General features: G+C 57.1%; 22 protein-coding genes. 11 read left to right on the top strand and 11 right to left on the bottom strand.

Going from position 1 to position 25564, the window contains the following annotated elements; all coding sequences use genetic code 11:
- Positions 1-2: 2 nt before the first annotated feature.
- The 7 genes from AB1644_01730 to AB1644_01700 form a co-directional block, all read right to left on the bottom strand.
- On the bottom strand, positions 3-446 hold the full coding sequence (locus AB1644_01730) for a hypothetical protein (protein MEW6049769.1): 444 nt from the start codon (positions 444-446) through the stop codon (positions 3-5).
- On the bottom strand, positions 443-1003 hold the full coding sequence (locus tag AB1644_01725; protein ID MEW6049768.1) for a hypothetical protein: 561 nt from the start codon (positions 1001-1003) through the stop codon (positions 443-445). Before AB1644_01725 ends, AB1644_01730 begins: the two co-directional genes overlap by 4 nt.
- Positions 1000-2598 carry a pilus assembly protein PilM gene (pilM, locus tag AB1644_01720; protein ID MEW6049767.1) on the bottom strand — a complete coding sequence of 533 codons (1599 nt, stop codon included), beginning with the start codon at positions 2596-2598 and terminating at the stop codon, positions 1000-1002. Before pilM ends, AB1644_01725 begins: the two co-directional genes overlap by 4 nt.
- Positions 2599-2609: 11 nt before the next feature.
- Positions 2610-3080: a prepilin-type N-terminal cleavage/methylation domain-containing protein gene (locus AB1644_01715; protein MEW6049766.1), complete on the bottom strand. Its 471-nt coding sequence runs from the start codon at positions 3078-3080 to the stop codon at positions 2610-2612.
- Between the two features lie 14 nt (positions 3081-3094).
- Positions 3095-3526, bottom strand: coding sequence for a prepilin-type N-terminal cleavage/methylation domain-containing protein (locus AB1644_01710; GenBank protein ID MEW6049765.1), 432 nt, complete (start codon positions 3524-3526; stop codon positions 3095-3097).
- Positions 3527-3610: 84 nt separating this feature from the next.
- Positions 3611-4825: a type II secretion system F family protein gene (locus tag AB1644_01705; protein MEW6049764.1), complete on the bottom strand. Its 1215-nt coding sequence runs from the start codon at positions 4823-4825 to the stop codon at positions 3611-3613.
- Positions 4809-6560, bottom strand: coding sequence for an ATPase, T2SS/T4P/T4SS family (locus AB1644_01700; protein MEW6049763.1), 1752 nt, complete (start codon positions 6558-6560; stop codon positions 4809-4811). The genes AB1644_01705 and AB1644_01700 overlap by 17 nt, the downstream gene beginning before the upstream one ends.
- 214 nt (positions 6561-6774) lie before the next feature.
- On the opposite strand from AB1644_01700, the gene AB1644_01695 reads away from it, so the two are divergent.
- The 3 genes from AB1644_01695 to AB1644_01685 all read left to right on the top strand — a co-directional run bounded on the left by AB1644_01695 (position 6775) and on the right by AB1644_01685 (position 10985).
- Positions 6775-8325, top strand: coding sequence for a hypothetical protein (locus tag AB1644_01695; GenBank protein MEW6049762.1), 1551 nt, complete (start codon positions 6775-6777; stop codon positions 8323-8325).
- A gap of 312 nt (positions 8326-8637) precedes the next feature.
- On the top strand, positions 8638-10647 hold the full coding sequence (locus AB1644_01690; protein MEW6049761.1) for an MXAN_6640 family putative metalloprotease: 2010 nt from the start codon (positions 8638-8640) through the stop codon (positions 10645-10647).
- Between the two features lie 128 nt (positions 10648-10775).
- A complete protein-coding gene (locus AB1644_01685; protein ID MEW6049760.1) occupies positions 10776-10985 on the top strand; it encodes a zinc-ribbon domain containing protein in 210 nt (69 codons plus the stop codon).
- 71 nt (positions 10986-11056) lie between these two features.
- On the opposite strand, the gene AB1644_01680 is transcribed toward AB1644_01685, so the two are convergent.
- The 3 genes from AB1644_01680 to AB1644_01670 are packed head-to-tail and all read right to left on the bottom strand — an operon-like array spanning position 11057 to position 16096.
- Positions 11057-12778, bottom strand: coding sequence for a M6 family metalloprotease domain-containing protein (locus AB1644_01680; GenBank protein MEW6049759.1), 1722 nt, complete (start codon positions 12776-12778; stop codon positions 11057-11059).
- 15 nt (positions 12779-12793) lie between these two features.
- Positions 12794-14038, bottom strand: a complete 1245-nt coding sequence (locus tag AB1644_01675) for a DUF5723 family protein (protein ID MEW6049758.1) — start codon at positions 14036-14038, stop codon at positions 12794-12796.
- 12 nt (positions 14039-14050) lie between these two features.
- Positions 14051-16096 (bottom strand): hypothetical protein, encoded by a 2046-nt coding sequence (locus AB1644_01670; GenBank protein MEW6049757.1) that lies wholly within the window; start codon positions 16094-16096, stop codon positions 14051-14053.
- Between the two features lie 237 nt (positions 16097-16333).
- Between AB1644_01670 and AB1644_01665 the strand changes: the two genes are divergently transcribed.
- The 3 genes from AB1644_01665 to AB1644_01655 all read left to right on the top strand — a co-directional run bounded on the left by AB1644_01665 (position 16334) and on the right by AB1644_01655 (position 18475).
- Complete coding sequence (locus AB1644_01665; GenBank protein MEW6049756.1) at positions 16334-17293, top strand: YafY family protein; 960 nt, start codon at positions 16334-16336, stop codon at positions 17291-17293.
- A 68-nt stretch (positions 17294-17361) separates the two neighbouring features.
- The gene (locus tag AB1644_01660; protein MEW6049755.1) at positions 17362-18177 is read left to right on the top strand and encodes a QueT transporter family protein; all 816 of its coding nucleotides are present in this window, start codon (positions 17362-17364) and stop codon (positions 18175-18177) included.
- A 103-nt stretch (positions 18178-18280) separates the two neighbouring features.
- Entirely contained in the window at positions 18281-18475 is a 195-nt protein-coding gene (locus AB1644_01655; GenBank protein MEW6049754.1) for a hypothetical protein, read from the top strand.
- Between the two features lie 19 nt (positions 18476-18494).
- On the opposite strand, the gene AB1644_01650 is transcribed toward AB1644_01655, so the two are convergent.
- Positions 18495-18863 (bottom strand): VOC family protein, encoded by a 369-nt coding sequence (locus AB1644_01650; GenBank protein ID MEW6049753.1) that lies wholly within the window; start codon positions 18861-18863, stop codon positions 18495-18497.
- A 181-nt stretch (positions 18864-19044) separates the two neighbouring features.
- Here AB1644_01650 and AB1644_01645 point away from each other — a divergent pair, with 181 nt between their 5' ends.
- The 5 genes from AB1644_01645 (at position 19045) to AB1644_01625 (ending at position 25537) form a co-directional block, all read left to right on the top strand.
- On the top strand, positions 19045-19605 hold the full coding sequence (locus AB1644_01645; protein MEW6049752.1) for a DJ-1/PfpI family protein: 561 nt from the start codon (positions 19045-19047) through the stop codon (positions 19603-19605).
- A 108-nt stretch (positions 19606-19713) separates the two neighbouring features.
- Entirely contained in the window at positions 19714-20988 is a 1275-nt protein-coding gene (locus tag AB1644_01640) for a putative sugar nucleotidyl transferase (protein MEW6049751.1), read from the top strand.
- Positions 20989-21099: 111 nt separating this feature from the next.
- The gene (gene galT, locus AB1644_01635; GenBank protein MEW6049750.1) at positions 21100-22146 is read left to right on the top strand and encodes a galactose-1-phosphate uridylyltransferase; all 1047 of its coding nucleotides are present in this window, start codon (positions 21100-21102) and stop codon (positions 22144-22146) included.
- On the top strand, positions 22139-23614 hold the full coding sequence (gene glgA / locus AB1644_01630) for a glycogen synthase GlgA (protein ID MEW6049749.1): 1476 nt from the start codon (positions 22139-22141) through the stop codon (positions 23612-23614). Before galT ends, glgA begins: the two co-directional genes overlap by 8 nt.
- A gap of 18 nt (positions 23615-23632) precedes the next feature.
- Entirely contained in the window at positions 23633-25537 is a 1905-nt protein-coding gene (locus AB1644_01625; protein MEW6049748.1) for a hypothetical protein, read from the top strand.
- The last annotated feature ends 27 nt before the right edge of the window (positions 25538-25564 follow it).

Raw genomic sequence — 25564 nt, 5'->3', positions numbered from 1 at the left:
CTTCAACCCTTCGTCACGAATATGTCAAATCGGTTCCCGTTCTGCTCCAGGGTAACCTTGCTCTTTTCGATCTTCACCACGCGGGCGCCCCCGACGATATCTCCGACCGCAACCGGCGTATAATTGATGACCGCCATCGGTCGTTTGTCGCTGTAGATTATGCCAGAGAGTATCCAGTAGAACCGGTCAGGGGTCTGCGCCTTGATTGGCAGACGGAGCCTGGCAGTCTCGCCGCTGAACGGATCGCGCCCCCAGGGTCGCGCCATGATATCGGAGACATCGATTGGCCGGGCTGGTTTCGGTATCAGGCTGTCGGTCCGGGTCACCGGCTCGTCCGCCTCCGGGGCGATCTCGGCCTTGCGACCAACCGTGAAATTCCACAGTCCGTAGATCATGGCCAGTACCAGCGCCGAATAGACGACCTGCTTGCGGCGAGTCTCAGTCATGATCGCCCCGTACCTATTCCGAGCAGGGCTCTGAATGTTACTGCATACTGCACCGGCAGGTTCACATCGGGCGTTCCTATATGGCAGGCGGTAACCCCGCGGAAAAACTCCTCATGTTCCAGCGCGCCGGTGAACTCTCCAAACGAGACATAGCTGCCGGTCAATTTCAACGTCACGTTCAAAAACTGCGGTTCACCGGCCACCGGTAGTGTGCGACTTAACTGCAGCAGTTCTGAGACCGGTGGAATCACTTCGACTACCCTGAGTCGATAATCGGCGGCATCCTGTTTCAGGCGGTCGAGCAGCTTCAGGACGTCTTGTTTGGCGTATAGTTTGGAGTTCATATCCGCCATACGTTTGTGCAATTCGTCACGAGTCTCGAGGTATGACGGCAACTGGCTGATCGTGCCGTTGAAGTCTGCCATCTGGGCTTCGGCTTCAGCAATCTGTGCCCCGATCGCCTGGTGCTCGCGCTGGAGAGGCAGGAACAATACCACGTACCAGATTGCAGCCAGCATTACTGTGGCGACGGCAAGCTGAATGACGCGCGGTTTCATTGCAGATACCTCATGTCGAGCACGAAATCGAGCGCAAAACTCCCTTTCTCCGGACGTTTGCTGTACTGCTGCACGACCACGCTGTCCAAAAGGGGAGAGGCATTAAGTGTTTCCACATATTCGGCGAGAAGGACTTCCGGCGGGATGGCGTCGGAAAGCACCCGTCCCTGAAGATGCACGTTCATGGTCTCTATCGAACCGGTGTAGTCCAGATTTGACAGGCGGATCGGCGAGGGCGTTATCTGTGACAGATCGCGGACCAGGGCGCTGAAAAAGCCTGGCGTCGGCTTGCATTTTTCGAGATAGGTTCGACTCGTTGCGATTTCCCGCTTGAGCATGTTATACGTGTCGTAGAGATTCGATGCTTTGAAGTTCTCCATCTCGACGGTTAAGGCGTCCAGGCGGGTCTGCTGGTCGGCCAGATCGTGACGGTCGAAAAGCCAGATGCCGAGAAGGGTCGTGAGAATTACGACGGCCGCCGCCAGGGCAACGCGATTCATCAAGCGGGCCCTGTGCCTCTCTACGTGATCGCGAGGCAACAGGTCGGCCAGACGCACGTTGCACGTGGCCGCCGCCACGGCGGGCAGGCATGCCGAGATCGGTTCGCGATCGCTGCCGGGCAGGCAGAGTGTCTCTCCGGGAAACCTGGCGAACTCAAAACCAAAGCGGTCAGTTAACAGACGGATCAGTTCGTCACTGTACGACAGATCCCCATGGATGTAGATTCGATTGGAAAACTGCGAAGAATACTGTCCGGTGTAATAGTCAAGCGAGTTCTGAATTTCGCCGGCCAGCGCCTCGGCAAAATATTCGAAAATGGTCGGATCGGAACGGCGGGCCAAGAACGACGATCCCACCGAGCAGATATGGAAGAATTCAAGATTCGATCCGCGAAAATACGACAGTTCGGCGTGCTGTCGCTCCACCGAAAGCAGCGTGTATAATTTGTCCTCACTGAAATCCGGCAGATAGCACAGCAGGTGTCCAAGCGCGTCGTGAGAATGATACACGTGGCCGACATCAAGTCCGCATTGCTCGAATGGAGCCATCTGCTCCTGCACGAAGGAGCTCTTGGCGGCGTGCAGCGCTACCTTGACCCGGAACCGTGAATCAGTCCCCAATCGGTACGTCGAACGATACCCGAACTGGCAGTCTTTGATGGGAAACGGGATCTGTTTTTTGGCTTCGAACTGAACGGCCGCATCAAAAGCGCCCGCCCGGAGATTCGGCACATGGAACGTTCTGAACACGGTCTCCGGTCCAGTCACGGCCAGCGAGACCGGCAAATTTCGTCTGGTGAAACGTCCTGTGAACTCAGAGATCGTCTGGGTGATGAAGGTACCCCGGTCGGCATAATCGGAGGCCGGGAAATAGACCTTGCGGGCATCGACCAGTGCAACCCTGCCGGCCGTGTGCCGAGCCGCAGCCATCTGGATGCCGGTTTGATCGACCGCGAATCCGAGACGCGTCCCCCACTCGAAATGTTTGCGGGGCGCCAATGGGGTCTCAAACAAGACCGATTTAGCCGGCGTCTCAGCCACCTGCTCCGGCGGTGCCGACCTGCGGAACATCTTTTGGATCAGCGCACTTGGCATGACATTTCCATTCAAAAACTCGCTCTAACGCTGTCCGGACCTCCGCCGGTCGAGCGAAGCAACCGGTTGACCGGATCGTACGCGTAACCGACCCCCCAGGCGTCCGTGAGGTAATCGCCGTTGGAACCGTCAACGTAAGGCCCGTTCCAACCAAGCCTTGTCAACGGGTTGTAGGCGGCAATCGAGTCCGGCTTGGCCACCAGGTCGGCCAATTGTGAAGGCAGGTATCCCACATCCCCTTCGAAACCGCGATCCACGTAGGTGCCGCCCGCGACCACCGATGGATTGCCGACCAGCGCTCTCTTGAGCGTGTTCAGCTCTTCTTTCGTGGCCGTGACCTTGGCGCTGGTCGACATGTTGGAAAACTTGGGTATCGCCACGGTCGCCAGAATTCCGAGCACCACGATGATGATAATAAGCTCGATCAGGGTGAATCCGCCCCGATCGAGCTCATGCCGGGTTTGCGTCAACCCAGTGTCCATTGGGCTGTCCGATCTTAAAGATTGTTCTCGCCGACTGTGTTGGTGTTCGGCCAGACTTCGCCGGTGGTGGCGTTGTACGCCCAGCCACCGCGCGTACCGACAATCACGCCCTTGGTCACGCCGGTGACGATCGAGTCAGGGGCGTTGGTAGATGTCTGGTACGGATTCTTGGGTATGGCCTGAGCCATGACGGTACCTACGGTGCCGAGTTGCACGAGAGTCGGCCATGTAGCCGTGCCTGTCGTTACCGCTTGGTTGGCATAGAATATGGTGATACCGGACCGCAGTGAGCCCAGCGAGCCGCGGCAGGCAGCATCTTTCGCCTGCGCCGACATGTCCTGATACTTGGGAATAGCGACGGCCGCAAGAATTCCCAGAATCACGATGATGATCACCAACTCGATGAGGGTAAACCCTCGGTTGCTTTTGAGAGCGCTCAAATGCATCTCTGTCCTCCTGGTTTAGTGAAAAAGGTGACGAAGTCCTTTTTTGAATAATTATCGGCCAGATGGTCCAAATCTTGACCAGCCTCAGCCGCGGAAAACCTTGATCAAGTTCCACATTGGCAGGAACATAGCCAGGGCCAGAAGCAGCACGAAACAGCCCAGAACCAGAGTCAGGATAGGCTCGATCACGGCGGTCAGTTGACGCGCGCGATAATTGACTTCCTTGATGTAATGACTGCCGATTTCCTGAAGCATGTTGTCAAGCGATCCGGACTCGAACCCTATGGACATGAGCTGAAGGGCCAGGTCCGGGAAGAACCGGAACTCTCCTTCTGATCCCGATAGGTCCCGCCCGCGTCTGAACAGCTCTTCGAGTCTGCGAATCTCCGCAGAGATCGCCGTGTTACGGATCGCCGTCGACAGGATCTCAAGCGATCTGATTATTGGCAGTCCGGCACGAAACATCATGCGAAAGAGTAGGGTGAATCGGGCAACGTTGCTTTTGACAATCAAGTCTCCGAATATCGGCAGGCGAAGTAGTTGGCGGTCCAGCCAGTGTCGACCACCGGTTGTTCCGAGGATCTTCCGGATGCCGAACCCGCCTACAACCGCCAACCCAAGCAGGATCGGCCAGTAATGGGTCATGAACCGACTGATACCGATCAGGATTCTGGTCGGGAGCGGAAGCTGGGCGCCGAACGCATCGTAGAACGCGATGAAACGTGGGATGACGAAGGTCATAACTACGATAATCGCCAGGACGATCACGCCAAGCACGATCAACGGATACCGGGTCGCGGTCTTGATCTGTCGACCCAGTTCCATCTCCCGTTCGAGCATGGCCGAGAGTTCATCGAGCGTATGTTCGAGTTTGCCGGATTCCTCGCCGGCAGCGACACTTGATGTGTACACGCGGGAAAAGACATCGGTATGGTCGCTCATTGCTTCGGAGAGCGATTTGCCGGATTGGACCGCGAGGCGGATCTGGTCGATAACCTGGTTGAACCGGCCACCCGGTTTGCCGATGCGAATGATTGACAGTGCCCGTAACAGCGGCACACCAGCCCGGTGAAGGGTCGCAAGCTGGCTGGTGAACATGATCAGTTGTTCATAATCAGTCCCTTTGAGCAGACCAAACAGGGTCAGTGCCTGGCGGCCTTCGAGCGAACGGACTTCAAGCGGAATGAGCCCCTGACCGGCCAGAAACTCTTCGGCCGCCTCCTCGCTGTGTGCGGTGATGGTCCCCTGCCTGACGGCGCCGTCCTGAGAAGCAGCCTTATATCTATACTGTGCCTGCATGCAGTGTAGCCTCTCTCAACCGCGTCTCGGGGATATATTCCTCAATACTGCTGGTCTCTTTGAGCAGTTCCTCGAGGCAGATCAACCCTTGCGTGAGTTTCTCGAGGCCGGCCTCGAACAGCGGCACGTAACCGGACTGTCGTGATTCCTCCCGGATCCGGTTGAGTGATGCGTTGGCGATGATGAGATCGGCGATCGCCGGCGTGATCTCCACGAATTCGAACACGCCGGTTAACTTGTGAAAGCCGGTGTTCCGACACTGAGGACACCCGACGCCATGCTTGAATTCGACCACGTCGGCCAACTCCATCAATCCGGCCCGACGCAACATCGCCTCGGTTGGACGGTAGGTCTCAAGACAGTTCTGGCAATTCAAGCGCACTAGCCGTTGCGCCAGGACGCCTTTTATCGCAGCCGCCACGAGGTAGTTTTCGATCCCCATGTCGATCAGCCGGGTAATCGCAGAGGGTGCGTCGTTGGTGTGAATGGTGGAGAACACGAGATGACCTGTCAGCGCCGAGCGGATGGCCATCTGAGCCGTCTCGCGATCCCGGATCTCACCGATCATGATGATGTCGGGGTTCTGACGGAGCATCGACCGCAGCGTGGTCGGGAACGACAGCCCGGCCTTCTCATTGATCTGTATCTGGTTGATAAGCGGCAGCGAATACTCAACCGGGTCCTCTACCGTGATGATGTTCTTCTCGATGGAGTTGATCTCCTGAAGCGTCGCGTAGAGCGTGGAGGTCTTGCCGCTTGAGGTCGGGCCTGAAATCAGGACCAGACCCTCCGGCTTGCGAATGATGTTGCTCCACCGATCCTGAAGCTGCTCCCGAAACCCGAGCTGACGGAACGACGAAAGGAGATTGCGGCGGTCGAGTATCCGGATGACGATCTTCTCGCCATGGATCGTGGGTAGGGTAGAGACTCGCAAATCGACCGGCGCGCCATCCACCTTCACCGCGAATCTCCCATCCTGAGGGAGCCGTTTCTCGGATACGTCGAGATCGGCGGCGATTTTCGTGCGCGAGATCAGCTCGTTCTGCATGCTTTTCGGCGGGGCCGCTTCCTCGCGCATGACGCCGCTGATGCGGTACCGAATGCGCAGGGTGGTCTCATCCGGCTCGATGTGTATATCGCTGGCCCTGTCCCGGACCGCCTTGGCGATAATCAGGTTGACCAGCTTGATGATCGGACTTTCCGCTTCGCCCGTCTTTACCTCGATCGCTGCCAGCTCGGCCACCTCGCTTGGCTCGCGGCGTGTCCCCATGATCTCGTGCAGCGAATCCGCCACCGAATAATACTGGTCGATCGCCTCCTTAATCTCCGAGGTCTTGGCAACCGCACGCTTGACGTCGCGGCCGGTCAGGTACTTGATCTCGTCGATGGCGATAATGTTCAGCGGGTCGGACATGGCGAGCGTCAGCGTGTTGCCGATGGCGAAGATGGGGATGAGGAGGTACCGGCGCGCTACCTCCACCGGGATCAACTGTACGACATTGGGGTCGAGGACCATCGACGTCACGGTTACTCTGGGGATGGCCAGTCGCTCCGAAATCGTGTCCAGAAGCTGGTCTTCGGTGATCAACCCGCGCTCGACCAGCAGCGCTCCGAGGCGCTTGCCGCTGGTGGCCTGTTCGCGCAGCGCGTCATGCAGGATGGCAGGGGTAATGTACCCCTTGTCGACCAGCAGATCGCCGATCTTCTTGCGTGTAACCGATTGTCTTGTGCTCATGTTAGGCCGCTCTTTCTTGTATCGGCGGCGCAATCGCTTTTTTAACTTTGCGATCCCGGCGCCCGGAGCTATCCTTGTACCAATGGTCTTACCGCGCCGTCCTGAGAAGTCATCCCATTGGCCCCCCGGAACAACGACCCTCGCCCGTGGACTGATAGGTTTTCTGATTGTGGCGTGGTTTGCCCCTGCACCTGGTCGCGCGGCTGAGAGCGCTTTGGGGCTACAACCCGACAGCATAGCGCAGGCGGCGGCGTTTCAGGGCCGGATAATCGACAGCATCATTATCGACAACCGCAATGTCTATGATACCGCCATACCCCGGTACAACAACTTCCTGTTTCGGACCGCCAATAAGCTGCGGGTACGGACACGACTGGGCATGATCCGGCGCGAGTTGCTCTTCAAAGTCGGGGACGAGTATTCTCACGAGTTGGTAGAGGAGACGGCGCGCAACCTTCGCCTGCGATACGCCCTGTACGACGCCTGGATCGAGGCCTTTGAGACGGACAGCGGTCATGCCGTGCTCCGCGTGACCACGATCGACCAGTGGAGTCTGCGCGGTGGGTTCCGAATCAAGCGCGACGCCAACGTCACCGATTACCATTTTGGTCTGGAAGAGTTGAATTTCCTTGGCTATAACCAGTTCGTGTCCGTGTATCGCTATGTTCCAGGAAACCGCGATAGCTACTGGAGCACCGCCTTTCGGGATTCGCGCCTGATGGGGGCCCCGGTGCGGCTCGACTTGGCCTACACCAATAATCCGCTGGATGACCGACGGTCGATCGGCGTTTCGCGTCCGTTCTACAACTTGTCGCAACGGTTCTCGACATTCGCCACCGTCGGCAGTACCAAAGGTCGGCGAGATCAGTATCGGGATACGGTACGAATCGCCGAATCCGGATATTCGGGACAAAAGGTGGACTTTGGCGCCGAATATCGCTTTGGGCGGTACGACGAGAAGATCGGATTGGGCGGTTCCTATCGATACGTGTATGAGTCTAACTCCAACCCGGTGATTCTGAGCCCGGTCGATTCTGGCCGGGTAACTACCTCCCGGGACTCCGTCTATCATGAATTGGGCCTGAGCGTATCATTCGTCCACCCGGTATTCATCACGGCGCTTCGTATCAACGGTTTCGACTACACCGAGGACTTCACCCTGGGAGCCGATATCACGCTCGGATATGCCCGTGCACTCCGGCCTGGTTTCGACCAAGCTGTCTATGACCGCTATTCGTTTCAGTCTTCGTTTGGATTTCGACGGGGCGCTTCCATAGTGCAACTCGGTTATTCGCCGATGTTCTGGGTAGCGAATGGCATAGACGTCCGTCGCACGAGCACCGTCTCCCTCCGATTCTATAACAACCGCATCAGCTTTCTTACGTTTGCGTTTCGCTGTCTGTACCGCTCGGATTGGAGACGAGACGGCGCGATGGCGCTGGTGGTCGATGGTGAAAACGGCCTCCGCGGGCACGACCGCTTTGCGGACACAGGGGACCGGGCCACGGTTGTCAACTTCGAGGCACGTTTCTTCCCGGGTATCGACATTATGTCGGCGATGGTGGGCGGGGTGCTGTTCGCAGATATCGCCCGCGCCTGGGAGCCGAAGGAGGTCTGGAAACTCAAGGGATGGCACAGCGCAGCAGGTGCGGGGCTACGCATCGCGTTCAAGAATATCACCAAGACGGACCTCATTCGCATTGACGTGATCAAGCCTGATGAGGGACCGGCCGAGCTCGGCTTTGGTACCGGCCAGTACTTCTGATTTGCTCTTGACAATTCATTGGAAATCAATAAATTAGATTTGGTCGAACCGGATTCTATGATATTGACTGGTCACAACTTGGACTTAGTTACCCGTTCGACAGGTTACTTCAACAGAATATGCGCCCGGCGGCCAAGTCCGCCCTTTTTCACATTGGGGCCACTGCTTGACCCGCTCGCGGGCCAAATGGTTTGAGTGATCACGCCCGAGATCGTCTCACAAAATCGTGCGGCCGGGCCGATAAGAGTGAATGAACAGCCTGCCTGAAGGTACGACATAGGGAGTCATATGCTGCGTTGGAATCGCCTGTTAGTGACAACACTTTTCCTCGGGGCTCTTCTCACCGCCGGACAGCTCTCGGCAGCCGGCAATACCACCGCTCGGCCGGCTGACCCGATCAGCGCCATCGAAAGCGATTATGCACAGGGACACCTTACTCCTGACGAACGAGCTTTGATGGTGATCAAAGCGATTAAGCACCCGACTGAACTTCCAGCCCAATACCAGTTGCTCGATCCGGTCACCGGGCGGTCGGCCTCGCGGAGCGCGACGCTAGCTATCAGGGATATCAAGCTCAATTTCGACCTGCTGACCCCGGAGACTCAGGCCTCGGTGAACGAAGCGCTCACTCGGTGGAGCACCGTGTACACGTTCAATTCTCCGGGCGGCTTCTTCAAGATGCACTATGACATTACCGGTACGAACGCGGTCCCCACGGCCGATTTGGATGTCGACGGTGTGCCCGATTATGTTGAGAAAGTCGCGGCCTATTGTGATACATCACTCGACATGCATCTTACGCTCGGCTATCTGGCGCCTCCATCCGACGGTACCCGGGGCGGTGACAGCATGTTCGACGTCTATTTTGAAGAGATGGGCTACTACGGGTATGCTGTGCCTGAAGGAGCCGGGTCGCAAGCCTGGAACGACTATTATAGCTATCTGGTGATGCATCGCAACTTCATTGGTTTCCCGCCCAATTACGACCCCGAGGGGAATCAAGCGGGCGCCGCCAAGGCTACCGCGGCGCATGAGTTTCATCACTGCGTGCAATTCGCCTATGATGCCAATGAGGCGAGCTGGTTTATGGAACTGGATGCGACATACATGGAAGATATTGTCTACGACCAGGTGAATGACAATTACAATTATCTGCCGGATTTCATGAACGATCCGGAGCTTTCACTCATGACCAACAGCATCCACATGTACGCCAGCTTCATCTGGGGCATGTTCCTGGCCGAGAAGTTCGATACGTCGCTGCTGCGCGCGGTCTGGGAGGGCGCCCGCTACAGCGCCACCGTATTCAACACCACGTCCGATACGCTCCTCGGCCGCTATGGCTGGTCTCAGGATTCCGCCTTTGGTGAATTTGTCACCTGGAATTATATGACTTCGGGCCGTGACGATGGCTTGCACTATGGCGAAGGGATATCGTATCCGCTGATCATGGTTGACCGCACCCACAACGCATATCCCGTGAACTCCACTACCGGGCCCAAGAGCCCGGCCGGCTACGGCTCAGTGTACATCGATTTCTTCCCCGGCAGTTCCAACGGCAATTTCAAACTGACGTTTGATGGCGACAACGCCCGTCAGTGGGCAGTGTTTCTCATCAAGACACAGGGTTCGACTTCGTATCAGATCGAGAAGCTGACACTTGACCCGGTTAGTTACATCGATACGATCGAAATACCTGATTTCCAGACTTATACTAAAATCACGATGGTTGCCGCCAACGTGACCGAGTTCTCGACCTCAGCATCGTTTACCTATTCGGCGTTGGTCCGGCGGCCGTATTCATTGTCATCCAACGTGCTCACCGACAGCCTGCTTTATGGCGGCGCGCCGAGGACATATCTCTATCAGGTGAACAACACGTCTGCGCTCGGCGACGTTGTCAATATCATCGCTCGTGACGATCATGGTTGGATAGTCCCGGACACGGTTGCTGTGTTACTGTATCCGGGTGATAGCACTACTGTCACCTTCCCAGCGCAGGCGCCGGCGGGGATACCTCTCGGCTCGCAATCAATACTCACGTTCCGCGGCATCTCGCAGAATGATACCACCGTCCAGACCATGCAGAATGTCAGCGCGATAACTGTGCTGCAGGTGGGGGATACTGATTACAACGGGTACATTGACATCTCCGACCTTTCCTACCTCGTGGAGTACCTGTTCGCGTCCGGTCCGGCGCCGCTTCCCGTACTTCAGTCGGGCAATTTCGACTGCGTTGAGTCGGTGGATATCAGCGATCTAACGCAGATAGTGGAGTACCTGTTTGCATCCGGCAGCGGGCCGGTCTGCAATCCGTTCTAAAACGGTCCATTCACAAGTTTTTTCTTGACACCATCACATAGCTCCGCTATAGATGGTCCGTCACATGAACTTTAGCCTGTGTTCGGCGCACAGGGATGCTGAACCGAACATAGAGAGGGGGAACCCGAATGGACCATCGGTTCCAACCAAGGGTTCTGATCTGTAGTGAGTGTGGTGAGGAGTTCGCGTTTACGGCGGAAGCACAGCAGTACTTCGCGGAGCGTGGGTACACGGAAGATCCCAAGCGATGCAGGTCCTGCCACACCCAGCACAAACGAATGCAGCGTCAACCGCATGGTCACGCGACCCTTCACGACGGCGTGAAGCAGCCTGACTGAGCGGCACAATGAAAAAACCCCAGTGCGGACTGGGGTTTTCTCTTGGACGGGGGTGAGGAGTACCATTGTCCCTAACGGACAAGCATCATCTTCCGAACCATCGAGCGATCACCAACCGTCAGGCGGTACATATATACGCCTGAAGACACTTCGGTACCCGCATCGGTCGTGCCGTCCCAAACCACTGTGCTTCCACCGGATAACTCGCGTCCGTCGACGAGCGTGCGTACTTTCTGACCAAGCAGGTTGAATATCTCAAGCCTTGCCGGTCCGCTGTCCGACAGCGAGAATTCGATCTGCGTCGATGGGTTGAACGGATTGGGGTAGTTTTGTGACAGGTCGATGCTGATCGGCAGCTGGTCCGGCGGATCATTCGCTCCGGCCGCCAGACCGACGATCAAGTCAGCCTGCATTGTCGGTGCCGAAGCCGAAATATTGCTCACGGCCACGAACGAATTGCCACTCAGATATGAATTGCTGTTCGGCGTTGAGACCGCGTTGAACGCCGTGACACTGCCGGAACCCGGAAATGGATCCGCTGCATCACCGATATCGGTCTTATGTTCCAGTTCGAACAAACCGTCCGCCTGCTCCAACGCCACCAGCGAGTGGTTTGCACCCGGCTGCCCCGGATACCACTCCTGGGCGTTGCCGGTCTTAAGATCATCGATATGCCAAATCAGCAATCCGGCGGACGGAAGGTAGGTGTCATAGCCGGTACGCTGCCGGTTTTCCACGAGGAAATATTCCGTTCCCAGCGCTCCTGACGTCCATAGCCGGAAGATCGGTCCGCCCGATTCCACACTGGCAATCGACTGTCCGGTTATATTGGCAGCTACGTTGGTCGGGGTTACAAACCCCATCTGGGCGCGGCTCCACGCGCATGGGTGCGATGGCGACCCGCCCATGCCGCCGGGTCCGTTCCAACTACCATATCCCATGATACACCAGCGGCCAACGCCGTAGGACGAGTTGTCGGTGTCGTACAGATCCGGCAGCCCGAAACCGTGCGACAGTTCGTGCGAATAGACGCCGATCGTCATGTCGCCGGGGTTCTGCCAGTACTCCGGCTGAACGGTATAGTCGCTGATGAACTTGCCGTCTTTCGAGCGCGGTGATATAGCCCATTTGTGTGACCATATATCGTTGGCGCTGCCGCTGAACTCCGCGCCGGTGCCGGCGTGGATGACCAAAAGCACATCGACGTAGCCGTCACCATCATTGTCGTAGTTCGCGAAATTCACCACCGGGTCAACCTGATCCACCAGGTCTTCCACGAGCTTTTGTGAATTGTTGGGATAGCTCCCCAACCCCTGCGCACCACCAACATAATACGCGTACGTCTGTGGCGCCGTCCGCCAGCCGAGAGCACTTGGCAAATTGACCGTGAGCAGGTCAAGTTGCGTGTACGATACTTCGCTGAAGTAGTTTTTCACCGTGCTGCCGGTGGTTCCAAAAACCAGCGAGTCGAAATACGTTGCTGCCACCTTGTTGGTGTCATCCGAGAACTCGACCAATATGGCCAGCACGCGGAACGGTCCGGTGATCGCCGGCGCCTTGCCGTCGGTCAGCTTGGCGGCCGTATTGTTCAGAAAGAAATCGTCCGCGCTGCACACGCCGCGGGCGTGCAGTTCGTCCAGGTGCTGAACGTAATATGATTCCTGTACCTTGGGAGCGGCGTCCGAACCGGAGCCGCCAGGGTGTGGCGGCATGGCGTATCCGGACGTCAGGCCGCACGTCAGAGCTATCAGGCTGCTGACGACAATTCGTGCTTGCGAAATGATCCGTTTCATGGTACTGCCCTCTGCTTAGAAGTGAAGCCCGGTGGACACCGCGAAATTCAAACCCTTGGATGAATATCCGGAGAAACTGGAGCCGGTCACGACAGCCAGGTCGAGATAGTAGACCGAGAAGCTCAGACCGGAACCAAATGAGAATGAGCTGTTTTTGCCCCCACCCGTTGCATAGCCCGCGCGAAGCGGCACGACCGGCAATCCGGTCCATTCAGCGCCGAACGCCAGCCGGGGATTCTTGGATGCGCCTGCCGCCTGCCTGAACCCCTGCAGGTAGTCTATCGCCCAGACAAACTTGCCGGTTGTGTTGGCCAGGCCGAATGTCATGGTCGACGGCAGGTTCGTGGAGAAGCTCGGGATATCGACACTGTAGTCGTCAGAGACGATGTAATCGTCTCCCATGTTGGCGACCGTCATGGTATCAAACGAGAAATTATATCCGTGCTCCTGGGTCTCGCGATTCCAGGAGAGTCGGCTGATGAAGTTCTGGATCGCCACGCCGGCGATGTAATCGTTGTTAAGTCGCAGTGAAGCGCCCAGATCAAGTGCGTAGCCGGATCCGCCGGTTGCCGTTCGCGCCACCATGTGGCCCTCCCCGGCAAAACCCGTGGCATAAGTGGCCATCATGCCTTCAAGCTCCGTCACCCGCTCCATCGCCACGCCGCGCAGGTACTTGGCGGTGGCGCCGACCGCGAGTTCACGGGAACCGGAGCGGTACAGCGAATGGCCGTACGAAAGTCCGGCTGACACATAGCTGACCGCATCTGAGTACGAGCCGGTGACATCAATCGTATCCGCATAGGTGTTGCCGTTGAATACCAGCTCGAATATGTCGCGGCTCATGTTCACGTCGGCCAGGCCGACGCCGGTAACATTGAACGCGAACGCACCGATCGCTGTCGACAGTGCGGTGGCTTCGACATCAGCCGATAACTTCAGCCCCTCAACAGGGATCTTGTCCAGGATGTCCGCCTTGTCCTGGTCGGTCAAAAACGCACCGCTATACCTGTTATAGTCCGAGAGGGTGAAACTGTTGTTGGCGACATTGGCGCCCACGCCCACGATTTCCAGACCGGAACGGTTGTAGCCGGTCAACCCAAGGTTGGCGGGATTGTAACGCCCCGCTTCCACTCCACGGGCCAGCCCCAGATGTGCGCCGCCCATGGCGACACTTCGCGCCGAAGATTGCCCGCCCGCCAGTGCCGAAGAGGCGACGAGCGCGGCAAGCAGCACTCCTGCGATTATTTTTGTGCGTCTCATGGTTGCACCTCCTCAAAACTCACCGTCAAAGCGGTAGTTGACTTCGATTCGTCCCGTGAGGGTGATGGCATCGCTTGGCGTTAACCGAATCACCTGACCACCAGACCCTTCCAGTACCAGTTCCTGACCAACAAACAGGATGGGGTTTTTCAGGATCTGGATATCCGCGCTATCGAGTACCACATTCTGGTCTCCGGTCGAGATAGTATCGCTGGCGATGCCACCGACAGTCGGTGCCGCCGGAACCTGAATGCTGTCGATCAACAGTTGCGGATTGGTATAGAGGGTCGCCGAATCAGCCCCCAGATAGATATTCAGAGTAGCGCCTATCGGCAGGCGGCTGACCACGTTGTAGATAAACGATGCTTCAAGTACGTGATCGGTGATCTTGTCGATATCATCTTGCTTGACCTCCTGACGCTCGATGTCTGTTTCAACCGGCGTCCGATCGAGGATCATCTCCAAGGGGGCCGTCAGACTGACTGTACCCGTGACAAAATCGCCGGACCGGATAGTTCCCGGTGTTATGCCGTCGCCGAACGCCGCCTGGCCGGAGATGGTGATCTGCGATGGGATCGGATCAAGGAAAGCTGCCGCGCCGGTATCAACTATGAATGTCGTTGCCGCCGTACTCAGTGTCGCGGCTGCGACGGCATCCTGCAACTGAAGCGTTCGCCCGTTGTTGCCGTCGAGAGTGACATCCAGTTGACCCGGCAGATTGACGCCGTTGGTAATTTCAAGACTCAGGACGACGTGCGATAGATGGATCCCCTCGAATCCCAGCGGCACATCGATGTTTTCGACCACCGGCGTGAACGTTGCTGCCGTGTTGGCGAAAACACCGGTTACTGAATTGAACACCAGATTTGAAAGCATGGCATCGACCGAGAACGAATTGCTCTGGTCAATGCTTACTGTTTGGACACCACTACCGGGGGAAGCCAGGTCCGCGATGACAGCTACCGCCTGCGGCACGCCTGCGCCCATCGGTTGCAGTCGATATCCGGTAAGGTTAATTGAAATCGGAGTCGTGGCATTGGCCATCACCGGACTCGTAATCGCGAGCGGCACGCCGGACAGCAAAAGCTGCGGCATCGAGATCTGGACGTCGGCAGAAAGCGCCGTGTTGTTACTGATCGTCACGTTGAGTGAGCCGCCGCTGATAACGGCATCGCTTATGGGATCCAGCTCGTTCAGTGTGACCTGTTGCGAGTCTGTTCGCGACAGCGACGGCACCTGCGCTACGGCGCTGTTCGCCGTGAACGGTGACGCAAACCGCATGGCGGTCACGATCTCCTTCCCGGAAGATGACAACACCGTTCCGCCGGGCGTGTGGCAGGCCAGATCGACCTGGAACTGGTTGAAGATGGTCTTGCCATTCAGGTCGATCAACGCTGAATCGCTGGTGCCATCAGGCAGACCGCCAATGATCCAGGCGGTGTCGATTGGTGCACCTGCGATGACATCGATCACGATGACTCTCACCGTGTCGAGATCGATCCCAAGGGTGTTCGTGACAATGCCGTACACTTGCCCGTTGCTCACGCTGACACTCGTGAACGACGCGATGGCCGGCACGGCATTGGTTACCGTGAACGATACCGGCGGCACGCTGCCGGGAATGAAAGCGGAAAGGCCGGGAATGCTCGAAGCCGCCACCGTGACCGGTGTGGAGCTTGGCGGCGTCAGTTCAATTACCCCGACCTGCTTGGAGAAATTATATGTCAGGTCCGGCGTGGTCAGATTGCTCTGGTCCAACCGAAACGTGTCCAGACCGTAGGTGATCGAGTACTGGATCGTGTCTCCGATCATCTCGATCCCATCCTGGTCGGCGCGCCGGATCAACTCTGCCATCGGATAGGTGCGGTTGATGAGCGGAACGGTTAATTGGGTCTCCCAGGTGGGAGCCTCCGGCTTCTTTATCGTGCACTGAGCCAGGGTCAGCACCACGACGATCACCGCCACCGCAAACAACAGCTTGGAACCGAATCGAAAGAAGAGCGAGTCCCAGAAGTTGGTCGGCTCGGCGGGACGTCTGCTCGTGCGTCTGCGGGCCATATGACCTCCTCATTTCAGTGTTTCCCCGTGTTCGCTGCCGACTTATTCGCAAAGCGGGTGCCGAGCCGTCAGGCTTTGCCAAGTGTTTGCGTCACAATAGATTATAGGGAAAGATGAGACGCCGCCTGATTAAGCCGAACAGGCTTTTTGACCGGACTATGGGGCAAACACCATATTGATTTCCGTTCAAAAAAACCGCATATGCTGATGCAAACTGGCGGAGGTATTGTGATGGGCATGACCAAGTATGACCGGCTGCTCTATATCCTTAATCTGCTGCGCACGCGCCGCAATCTCAACGCGGCTCGGCTGGCACTGGAATGCGGCGTCACCGAACGATCGATTTACAGGGATATCATCAGTCTGTCGGAGGCAAACGTTCCAATCTACTTCGACAACGGCTATAAACTCGCATCCGACAATTTTCTGCCGCCGTTGAATCTTGATTTCGAGGAATATTCGTGCCTGAAGATGGCGATCGAGTCGACGCCGCTGCAGAAGACCGGCACATATACGAAAACACTCAAGCGCATACGCGCGAAGATCGAGGCAGGATTGTCTGATATCGTCAGGGAGAAGAAGAAAACGGCCGTCGAGTCGACCTATATCGATATCGCCGTGTCGCTCGAACGAGAACGCGCCGAGCTGTATTATGGGCTTATCGAGGAAGCGGTGCGAAATTTGACCTGTCTTCAAATAGACTATGATTCTATACAATCCGGTCGAACCACCCGCGTCGTGGAACCATACTTCATCGTGTTTCGCGGGCGGGCGTTCTATTTTGTGGCCTATTGCCGCTCGCGTCAGGATTTCCGCACGTTCCGGATGGATCGGGTGCTGGCCGTGACACCATTGAGAGAGAAATTCCGTCCGAAACAGGGGATTACCGCGCAGTCATATTTCGAGGGGAGTTGGGAGGTCTATAGCGGCGAATCCCTCACCGTGGTGGTCGAATTCACCGGAGCCGCAGCACGCGTGATCGCCTCCGGCACTCATCACGTAGGAGAGCGGGTCGAGCCGCTCAAGGGAGGACTGGTCCGTTACACCGTCACGGTCAGAGGTCTTGAGGAGATCCGGCGATGGCTCTTGGGATTTGGACCCGAAGCGCTCGTTGTGTCGCCGTCGCGGTTGCGGGAAAGTATCGGGCAGATTTCTCGGGAAACGGCCGCTCGGTACGTCGTCACTGAGGGCGAATAGCCGATTCGCGCAAAATTAAGAGTTGACAGGCCCACTATTACACGCTTAGCTCTCTTGGCGTGAACCCATTGAGGCTAAAAGAGCTGGCGGTAGCAGGCCTGGTGGCGGCAGTGTATGTCGTCGCCACTCTGGCGTTCTTACCAATCTCATTTGGCGTCTATCAGGTTCGCGTAGCGGAGGCCCTGACCGTACTCCCGTTCCTCAGTCGGGCGGCCATCCCTGGCCTGTTCGTCGGCTGCCTCTTGGCCAATATTTTTGGCGGCATGGGCTGGCAGGATGTGGTCTTCGGCTCGCTCCTGACTCTTGCGGCGGCCTTCCTGACCCATCTCACCGCAAAATTGCCGAGCCGTCCCTGGACCATATCGCTGATGGCCATACCAGTTCTGCTCCTGTGGGGGGCCGCCATCTTCCTTTTGGACAGTAAACATCCGTCCCCCTGGACACTCGTTTGCGTCGTGCTTTCGGTTGGCTTGCTGGTGTTCTCGGTGAAGTGGGGCAGCCGCTCACCGCGGCGCGATCTGACGGTGCTGGCAGTGCGGATTCTGTCCTTCGCACTGGCTCTGCTTCTGTTGTATCTGGTCTCGGGAAAGGCGCAGGGGAGATTCTTCCTGCTCGGCGGACTGTCGCTTCTGGCCGCTTGGGTGGTGACCTGGGGCCTGAGCGTCATCTGGGCCCGTGACCTGCCACCGAACATCCTGTTAGCGCCGCTTCCACCGGTCATATTGAACGCTTTCGGCGTCGCTCTGTACCTGGCTCCCCTCATGGGCGTGAGTTACTGGTTCGCGGTGCAGATGATCGGTGTGGGGGAGCTAATCGCCTGTTATCTGATAGGATTACCGCTCCTGGCGCTCCTGCAGCGCCGCTCTGATCTTTTTGTGCTGTAGCCCGTCAATTTCTCGGGCAGACGCGTAGAATATCATCGCAGGAAATCATTGACCGCGGCTTATGAATCCCCTACACTGGCGCAGCGATGAACGAGCCTGCTGTATGAAAACACCGCCCGCCAATATCAAGCTCCCTGACCTCCCGTGGAAGCGAAACACCTGTCCGGTCTGTGGGCGTTCGTTTCAGCACCTCTCTCGTTCGCGCCCTCGAACCTGTCGGTCCGGCGAATGCCGCTACAAGTACGATTACAAGATAGACCGCGAGAACTGGGCCGATTACCAACCGACATTTCTCTGATAACCGCTGACGTTACTTTCTACTTAGCGCTAGGGTCCGCCTCGTGGATCCCGAAGATGTTCCCTTCAGTGTCTTTGCAGTACGCCAGCCAGCCGACACCCGGTATGGCCATCTTGGGCAACGCAATCGTCCCGCCGTGCGACGTGATCTTGATCAGGAACTCGTCGACCGAAGGAACATCGACGGTATTGTACGTAGCGCCGCCGGGGTCACGCCTCTGCATAAGGCCGCCGTTGATGCCCGGCTGGTCGACCGCGCCGGTGGTGATGAGCCAGTAATCCTGGGGACCGCTCCATTTGCTGAACAGCCAGCCAAAGACCTCGCTGTAGAACCGAACCGCCCGCTCCGGCTGATCGGCGTGAATTTCAAAGTGCATGGGGCGAAACATGACTGCCTCCTGACGATTTCAATTGTTGCGTGATGACTGCTGGCAATGTACAAATGTAGACTATAATTGTCAACGCTTGACCACCTGCCTCGGCGGCCGGTTCTTTTCTGTTGACTTGCGACAGGCGCGTCGCTAATGTCGGCACGTAGGTTCGGACAGGCCGGTCACGAAGGAGTGCACAATGTCTAAACAGGCGCTCATGGTTCTCGCTGAGGGATTTGAAGATATCGAGGCAGTTGCGCCGATCGATGTTCTTACTCGCGCGGGCGTGGAGGTAACCGTGGTCGGACTCACCGATCGTCCAACAAAAGGGGCGTACGGGACTACCCTTATGACCGATGCCGGTGTGGCCTGGGAGGGGAGACTGTTTGACGCCATCGTGTTTCCGGGCGGTCGCAGGAATGCCGCTGCCTTGGCCGTCGACCGCCGGGTGGTCGAGTCAGCCCGCCGCCACTTTGGCGAACGAAAACTGGTGGCGGCCATCTGTGCGGCGCCAAGCCATGTTCTGGCCGAGGCCGCCGGCCTTCTCAAAGGGAAACGTGCTACCGGTGATCCCGCGTTTAACGATCGCCTGGCTGCCGCCGGGGCTATCGTTACCGGTCAACCGGTGACGCGTGACAATAACATCATTACGGGAATGGGTCCGGGTGCGGCCATCCCATTTTCTCTCGCTCTCGCCGAGTACCTGGTGAGCAATGAAGTCGCCGACAGTTTTGCGGTCAAATGGGGCATACCACGATAACACACCAGTGCATTCAACGGCTTCCTGCCACGGCATTAACCGACGGTCGGTCCCTGCCGATAACAGGGGAACGAATGGAATCGTATTGTCTCTGAAGGTGTCTGGGCTATGGCGTTGAGAATCTGTGTCTACGAAGATACGAAATTCACGCAGTTCAATCCGCTGACACTCACCCGCCCTGTCTATACGCTTCGGGCCGGCATAATGCCGCTCTTCAGGCGGGCGGGACGGATGTTCGTTGATTCCGAACTCTGTCTGGTCTCGCGCGAACAGGTTGCTGCCCTGTTGGCCGAGCAGTTCAAAGACTATCCGGTCAATATCATCAAGCGGGAGAAGGGGAGTGACGTTCTCTTTCTGAATGGTCGGGTACGTAGTTTCGGTGACCTCCCGAATCTCGTCAAAGAGGCGCGTCTCTCCACCGTTTTCAAGCATGACGGCGAAACCGTGGCTATCCTCTTCAAACCTGAGTCGATGAGTACTGTCTCGGCGCTGGCCACTCCGGAGATCTACATGGCCGCCTACCAGAATGAAGCATCAGAATTTCCGGACCTGAGCACGTCGGCAACCCTTTACAATTACTTATGGGAGATTGTTGCCGACGTTGAATCGGAGATTGTCGCCGATTTCGGCCGGATGAAAACCACTGCCCCGCCCGGCGAGAACATCCGTGTGTATCAAGGCGCCTACCTGGTCAATAATGAGAATATCCTTATGGGCAACGATGTCGAGATCGCGCCGCTTGCGCTCGTCGATGCTTCCAAAGGACCGGTCTATATCGGTGCCAATGTCCGAGTAGAAGCCCATGCGGCCATTTATGGCCCCTGTTTCATCGGCGCTAATTCTGTCGTGCTGGCCGGCAAGATCAAGGCCTCGTCAATAGGGCACACGTGTCGGGTTGGGGGAGAGGTAGAAGAATCGGTGTTCCATGCTTACGTAAATAAATACCACGCCGGTTTCATCGGCCACAGCTATGTCGGTCCCTGGGTCAATTTTGGCGCGATGACCACTAACTCCGATCTCAAAAATAACTATTCGACAATTCGATCGACCGTCAACGGCGAGTCTCTCAACACCGGTTCACAGAAGGTCGGATCGTTCATTGGCGATCATACGAAGTTCGGCATCGGGACATTGTTGAACACTGGGATCAATATTGGCGCATGCTGCAATATATTCGGCGGCGGTCTGACAAGCGACAAAGAGATCGCTTCGTTCAGTTGGGGCAACACCGGCAGCTACCGCAAGTTCGCGCTCGATAAGGCGCTCGAAACCGTGCGCGTCGTGGCGGAACGGCGAAACACTTCGCTTTCCGGACGTGAGGCGGACCTTCTGAAAGCGATCCACGAAGGTCGGGTCGACCGCACGGGAGTCATTGACCTGTGAAATGTGGTGATCGGACCATGCTCAGTTCGGCAGAAATGAAGAAACCGCGGCCTGCCCTTGACAAACCAGTAGATGCGCCGTATTCATACAACGGCGATTGAGATTGACTGCATGCCTGAACTTCGCAAAGACCCTATCATCGGGCGCTGGGTGATCATCTCCACGGAACGGGGCAAGCGTCCTACCTCGTTCAGTTCTGTTTCTCGTCGTTCCGAGGCCACCATGTGCCCCTTCTGTCCCGGCAATGAGAGCGCCACTCCGCCCGAGATCATGGCATATCGCCAACCGCAGACGGAGCGGAACCGGCCCGGCTGGCGCCTTCGAGTCATTTCCAACAAATACCCGGCCCTGGTTATCGAGGGCGGTCTGAATCGCGAGGCCAAAGGTCTCTATGACCGCATGAATGGCATCGGCGCCCATGAGGTGATCATCGAGACCGCCGACCACATGCGCGACTGGGTGGATATGGCCGATGAAGAGATCCGGGACATTCTCTGGGCTTATCGCGAGCGAATGCTCGACCTGGCACGAGACAGCCGTTTCAAATATGTTCTGGTGTTCAAGAATCACGGCGAGGCCGCCGGCGCTTCGCTGGAACATGCGCACAGCCAGTTGATCGCCACGCCCATTATTCCCAAACGGGTTACCGAGGAGCTCGAGGGAGCCAAACGGTATTACGAATTCAAAGAGCGCTGCATCTTTTGCGATATCATACGCCAGGAGATCATGGAAAACGAGCGCATCGTGAAGGATCACGATGCCTTCATCTCGTTCCAGCCGTTCGCCTCGCGCTTTCCGTTCGAGACCTGGATTATCCCTAAGACACATCAATCGAGCTATCTGGAAATGAGCGATGCCGAATATCTCAATCTGGCGTCAGCGATGAAAGATACCCTGCTCCGCCTTAAACTGGCGCTGAACGACCCGGCCTTCAATTTCATCCTGCATACCCGGCCGATCTCACCGGACTCCTCCCACTTTTTCCACTGGCACGTGGAAGTCATGCCTAAACTGACCAAAGTGGCCGGTTTCGAATGGGGGTCCGGCTTTTATATCAATCCCACGTCGCCGGAAGAAGCTGCCACGTTTCTCCGCGGGATCGACCTGAACGGCTCGCGGCGCCTGATCCGGCCGGAAGCCGCCGGCACCGATGCCTAAACTCCGCATTCTCGAAGTTGCCTCCGAGGTCGCTCCGTATGCCCGTACCGGAGGATTGGGAGATGTTCTCGGCGCGCTGCCCAAGGCGCTCGCGGCGCTTGGCCATGAGGTCAAAGTCTGTCTCCCGCATTATGGCTTCCTGAAACAACAGGACCGTCTTACTCCGCTGGACTGGAGTTCTTCAGCTCCGGCAGGCGAGACCAAAGCCGCGCTGCGGGTGTCCAGCGTGCGTGATTCACGTCGACGGATAGAGCACCTGTTCATCGGTAACGAGGATCTGTTCTCCCGTCCGGATTTCTATCGCGACCCGTCTACCGAGGAAGACTATCCCGATAACGATGATCGCTTTGCCTTCTTCTGTCGCGCGGTTCTGGAGACGGTAAAACAGCTCGACTGGCGACCGGATATCATCCATGTCCATGATTGGCAGGCGGGGTTGATTCCCGCCTACCTGAAAACGATCTACGCAGCCGACCGCTTCTTTGCAGACACCCGAACAGTACTGACCGTACACAATCTCGGATACCAGGGGCTGTTTGCCGGTGACCGGTACCCCAGGCTTGGGCTGCCGGAAAAGCTGTTCTACGCCATGACCGGACCTTTTGAATTTTTCGGCAAAGTGAATTTTCTCAAAGGGGCGATCCGCCTCGCCGACAAGCTGACCACTGTCTCGCCGCGGTATGCCGAGGAAATCCAGTCCGGCGAGGAGTTCGGCTGCGGCCTGCAAGGAGTGCTCAAGGAACGCGCGACCGATCTGGTTGGCATACTCAACGGTGTCGATTACACGGTCTGGTCTCCGTCGCGCGACAAGCTTATCCCACATCGCTACACGATCCCCAACCTGTCCGGTAAGCGCGAAAGCAAGATTGAGTTGCTCAGGTCGGCAGGGTTGCCGATTCGCGAATCCGCCCCTCTCATCGGCATGATCACGCGGCTCACGGACCAGAAGGGGCTCGACCTGGTCGAAGCGATCTCTGAAAAACTGCTGGCTATGAACATTCAGTTCGTCGTGCTGGGTACGGGAGACGAGAAATATCATGAGCTGTTCACGTCACTGGAATCCGAATTCCCGGATAAAGTGAAAGTGTACCTGGGTTTCGATGACACTATGGCGCACCGGATCGAAGCTGCCGCCGACATTTTTCTCATGCCGTCTCGCTGGGAACCGTGCGGCCTGAACCAGATGTACTCTCTCAAATACGGAACTGTGCCGGTGGTCCGTGCCACCGGCGGCCTGGCGAACACGGTCGATGATTATGACTTTAACACCGGCACCGGTACCGGATTTGTATTCGAGAAGTACGAACCTGAGGCATTGCTGGAGGCGATTCAACGAGCGGTGAAATTGTTTGCTCGCAAGCGGACCTGGATGAGCCTCATGAAAGCCGGCATGAAACAGGATTTTTCCTGGACCACCTCCGCCCGACAGTACTCGTCATTGTTCAAAGACCTCTCGGCCAGGGAATAGACTCACGTCAGGGACTTTGTGAAGAGCGCATTACGTCTCATCGCGCCGGTACTGCCGGCGCTTCTGCTGTACGGCATGCTGGCCGCCTGGTTGAATTTCACCCAGGACGATGCCTATATCACCTACCGCTACGCCGCCAATTATCTGAACGGGCATGGTTTGGTGTACAACATAGGGGAGAGGGTGGAGGGATTCACCAATTTCGGGTGGCTCGTTTACTTGCTCGTATGGGGCGCGCTTCACATCGATCTTATCACCATATCAAAGATCACTGGCGCATTTCTGGGCGCAGGGGCGATCGTGGTAACGTATCTGACAGCGCGCAGAATATTCCCGGATGACCAGCGCTGGTTTTCCCTCTTGCCGCCATATCTCCTTGCCGCCAATCTCTCGCTGGCCTATTGGTCCCCTGCCGGTCTGGAGACTGCAGCCTTCGTTTTCCTGGCTGTACTGTGTCTTCACTGGTACGTGACGCACAATTGGTTGCTGATGGCCGGTCTGGCTATCTCAGCGTGGGTCAGACCCGAGGGGGCACTCCTGGCCGGATTGTTCGTGATCATCGAGTCGCTCACCGAACGGCGGTTCCCTCGCTTCACTCTCCTCTGCGCGATCGGCGCATCGATTGTCTCCGTTCCGCTTGCTCTGTTCAAACTCCTGTATTACGGCTCGATTTTTCCGAACCCGTTCTACGCCAAGACCGGCTGGTCGCTGGATCAACTGGTCTCCGGCCTCGAATACGCGGCTGAATTCGCACAGCATTACGGATTTGTTGGTCTCGGCCTGATTCTTCCGCTCGTTTTCATCAAACAGCTCTCCAAAGAAATCCAGGCCGTCTGGTGGCTTGCCGTCCTATACACGTTGTACATCGTGGTGATAGGCGGTGATGTGCTCAAAGTCCACAGGTTCTTCCTGCCGGTCGCCGGGGCATTCGCAATACTGGCGGCCTGGAGCATAAGCACCGTGATTCGGAGGCGGACTCCGAAGGCAACACTGGTGGCAGGAGTTATTGCGGGACTCATCATGACAGGTCTGACTGTCTATCTGCCGTACGACACCGTGATCCGGTTCAACCGGAACGAGCGGGGCTTCACCCATAAGATGGCGGCACTGGCGAATTTCATGAGATCATCAGACGACCGCCCGTTTTCCGCGGCTCTCCCCACGATCGGCATCTTTGGATACGAGCTTCTTGGTCATCAGATCATCGATATGGTCGGCCTGACCGACTCAACAATAGCCCGTCACCCTGAGGCACCGATCCCGGATTTGAAAGCAACCTGGAAAGAACGCAATCACAATACCCCGTATCTGCTATCACGGAAACCGGACTACGTCGTGTTTTCAACCGGTGTCAAACCGTCCGCTCCCGCCGAACAGGCGCTCATGCTTTACTCGGAATTCGTGATGGGATACCGCCAGACCGGCTGGTTCTACCAGGATGTCACATATTCGCCTCGGGGCATGATGGTGGGTGCGTTCAAGCGAATGAAAGACCTGCCGCATTCCGCGGTGCCTGCGTATTCGCTTGAGTGGGTGCAGCAGTTCAAGGCTGGGGAAGAAGCGGTCTCTTCGCAGGACTTCCGCCGGGCCGTCAGTTGCTTCGAACGCGCCTTGGCCGCACCCTCGAGCCCCAACTACCCGGAACTTCTGAATTCGCTGGGATTCAGCTACATGCGTCTCAAACAGGAAGAGCCCGCACTGACGGCCATGAACCGCGCGCTGGCGGTTGATTCCGCAACATATATGACCCACCGCGACCTCTATCTGTACTACAGCGTCACCGGTAACCATGAGCGCGGCCAGTACCATCGCGAATGGCTTCGCAGGCTCGTTCCGTGGTATCTTTCGCGGGCAGATTATCTCATTTCTCAAGCACTTGAGACACAGCATCGAGCCGGTCAATCAGTGCAACCGATTCGATAGACTGATTCGGGGCGAAAGCGGTTGACA

Source organism: Candidatus Zixiibacteriota bacterium (assembly GCA_040753875.1).
Lineage (GTDB): Bacteria > Zixibacteria > MSB-5A5 > GN15 > FEB-12 > DATKJY01.
Note: the sequence above shows the minus strand (reverse complement) of the source record. Positions and strands in the feature narration are given on the sequence as shown.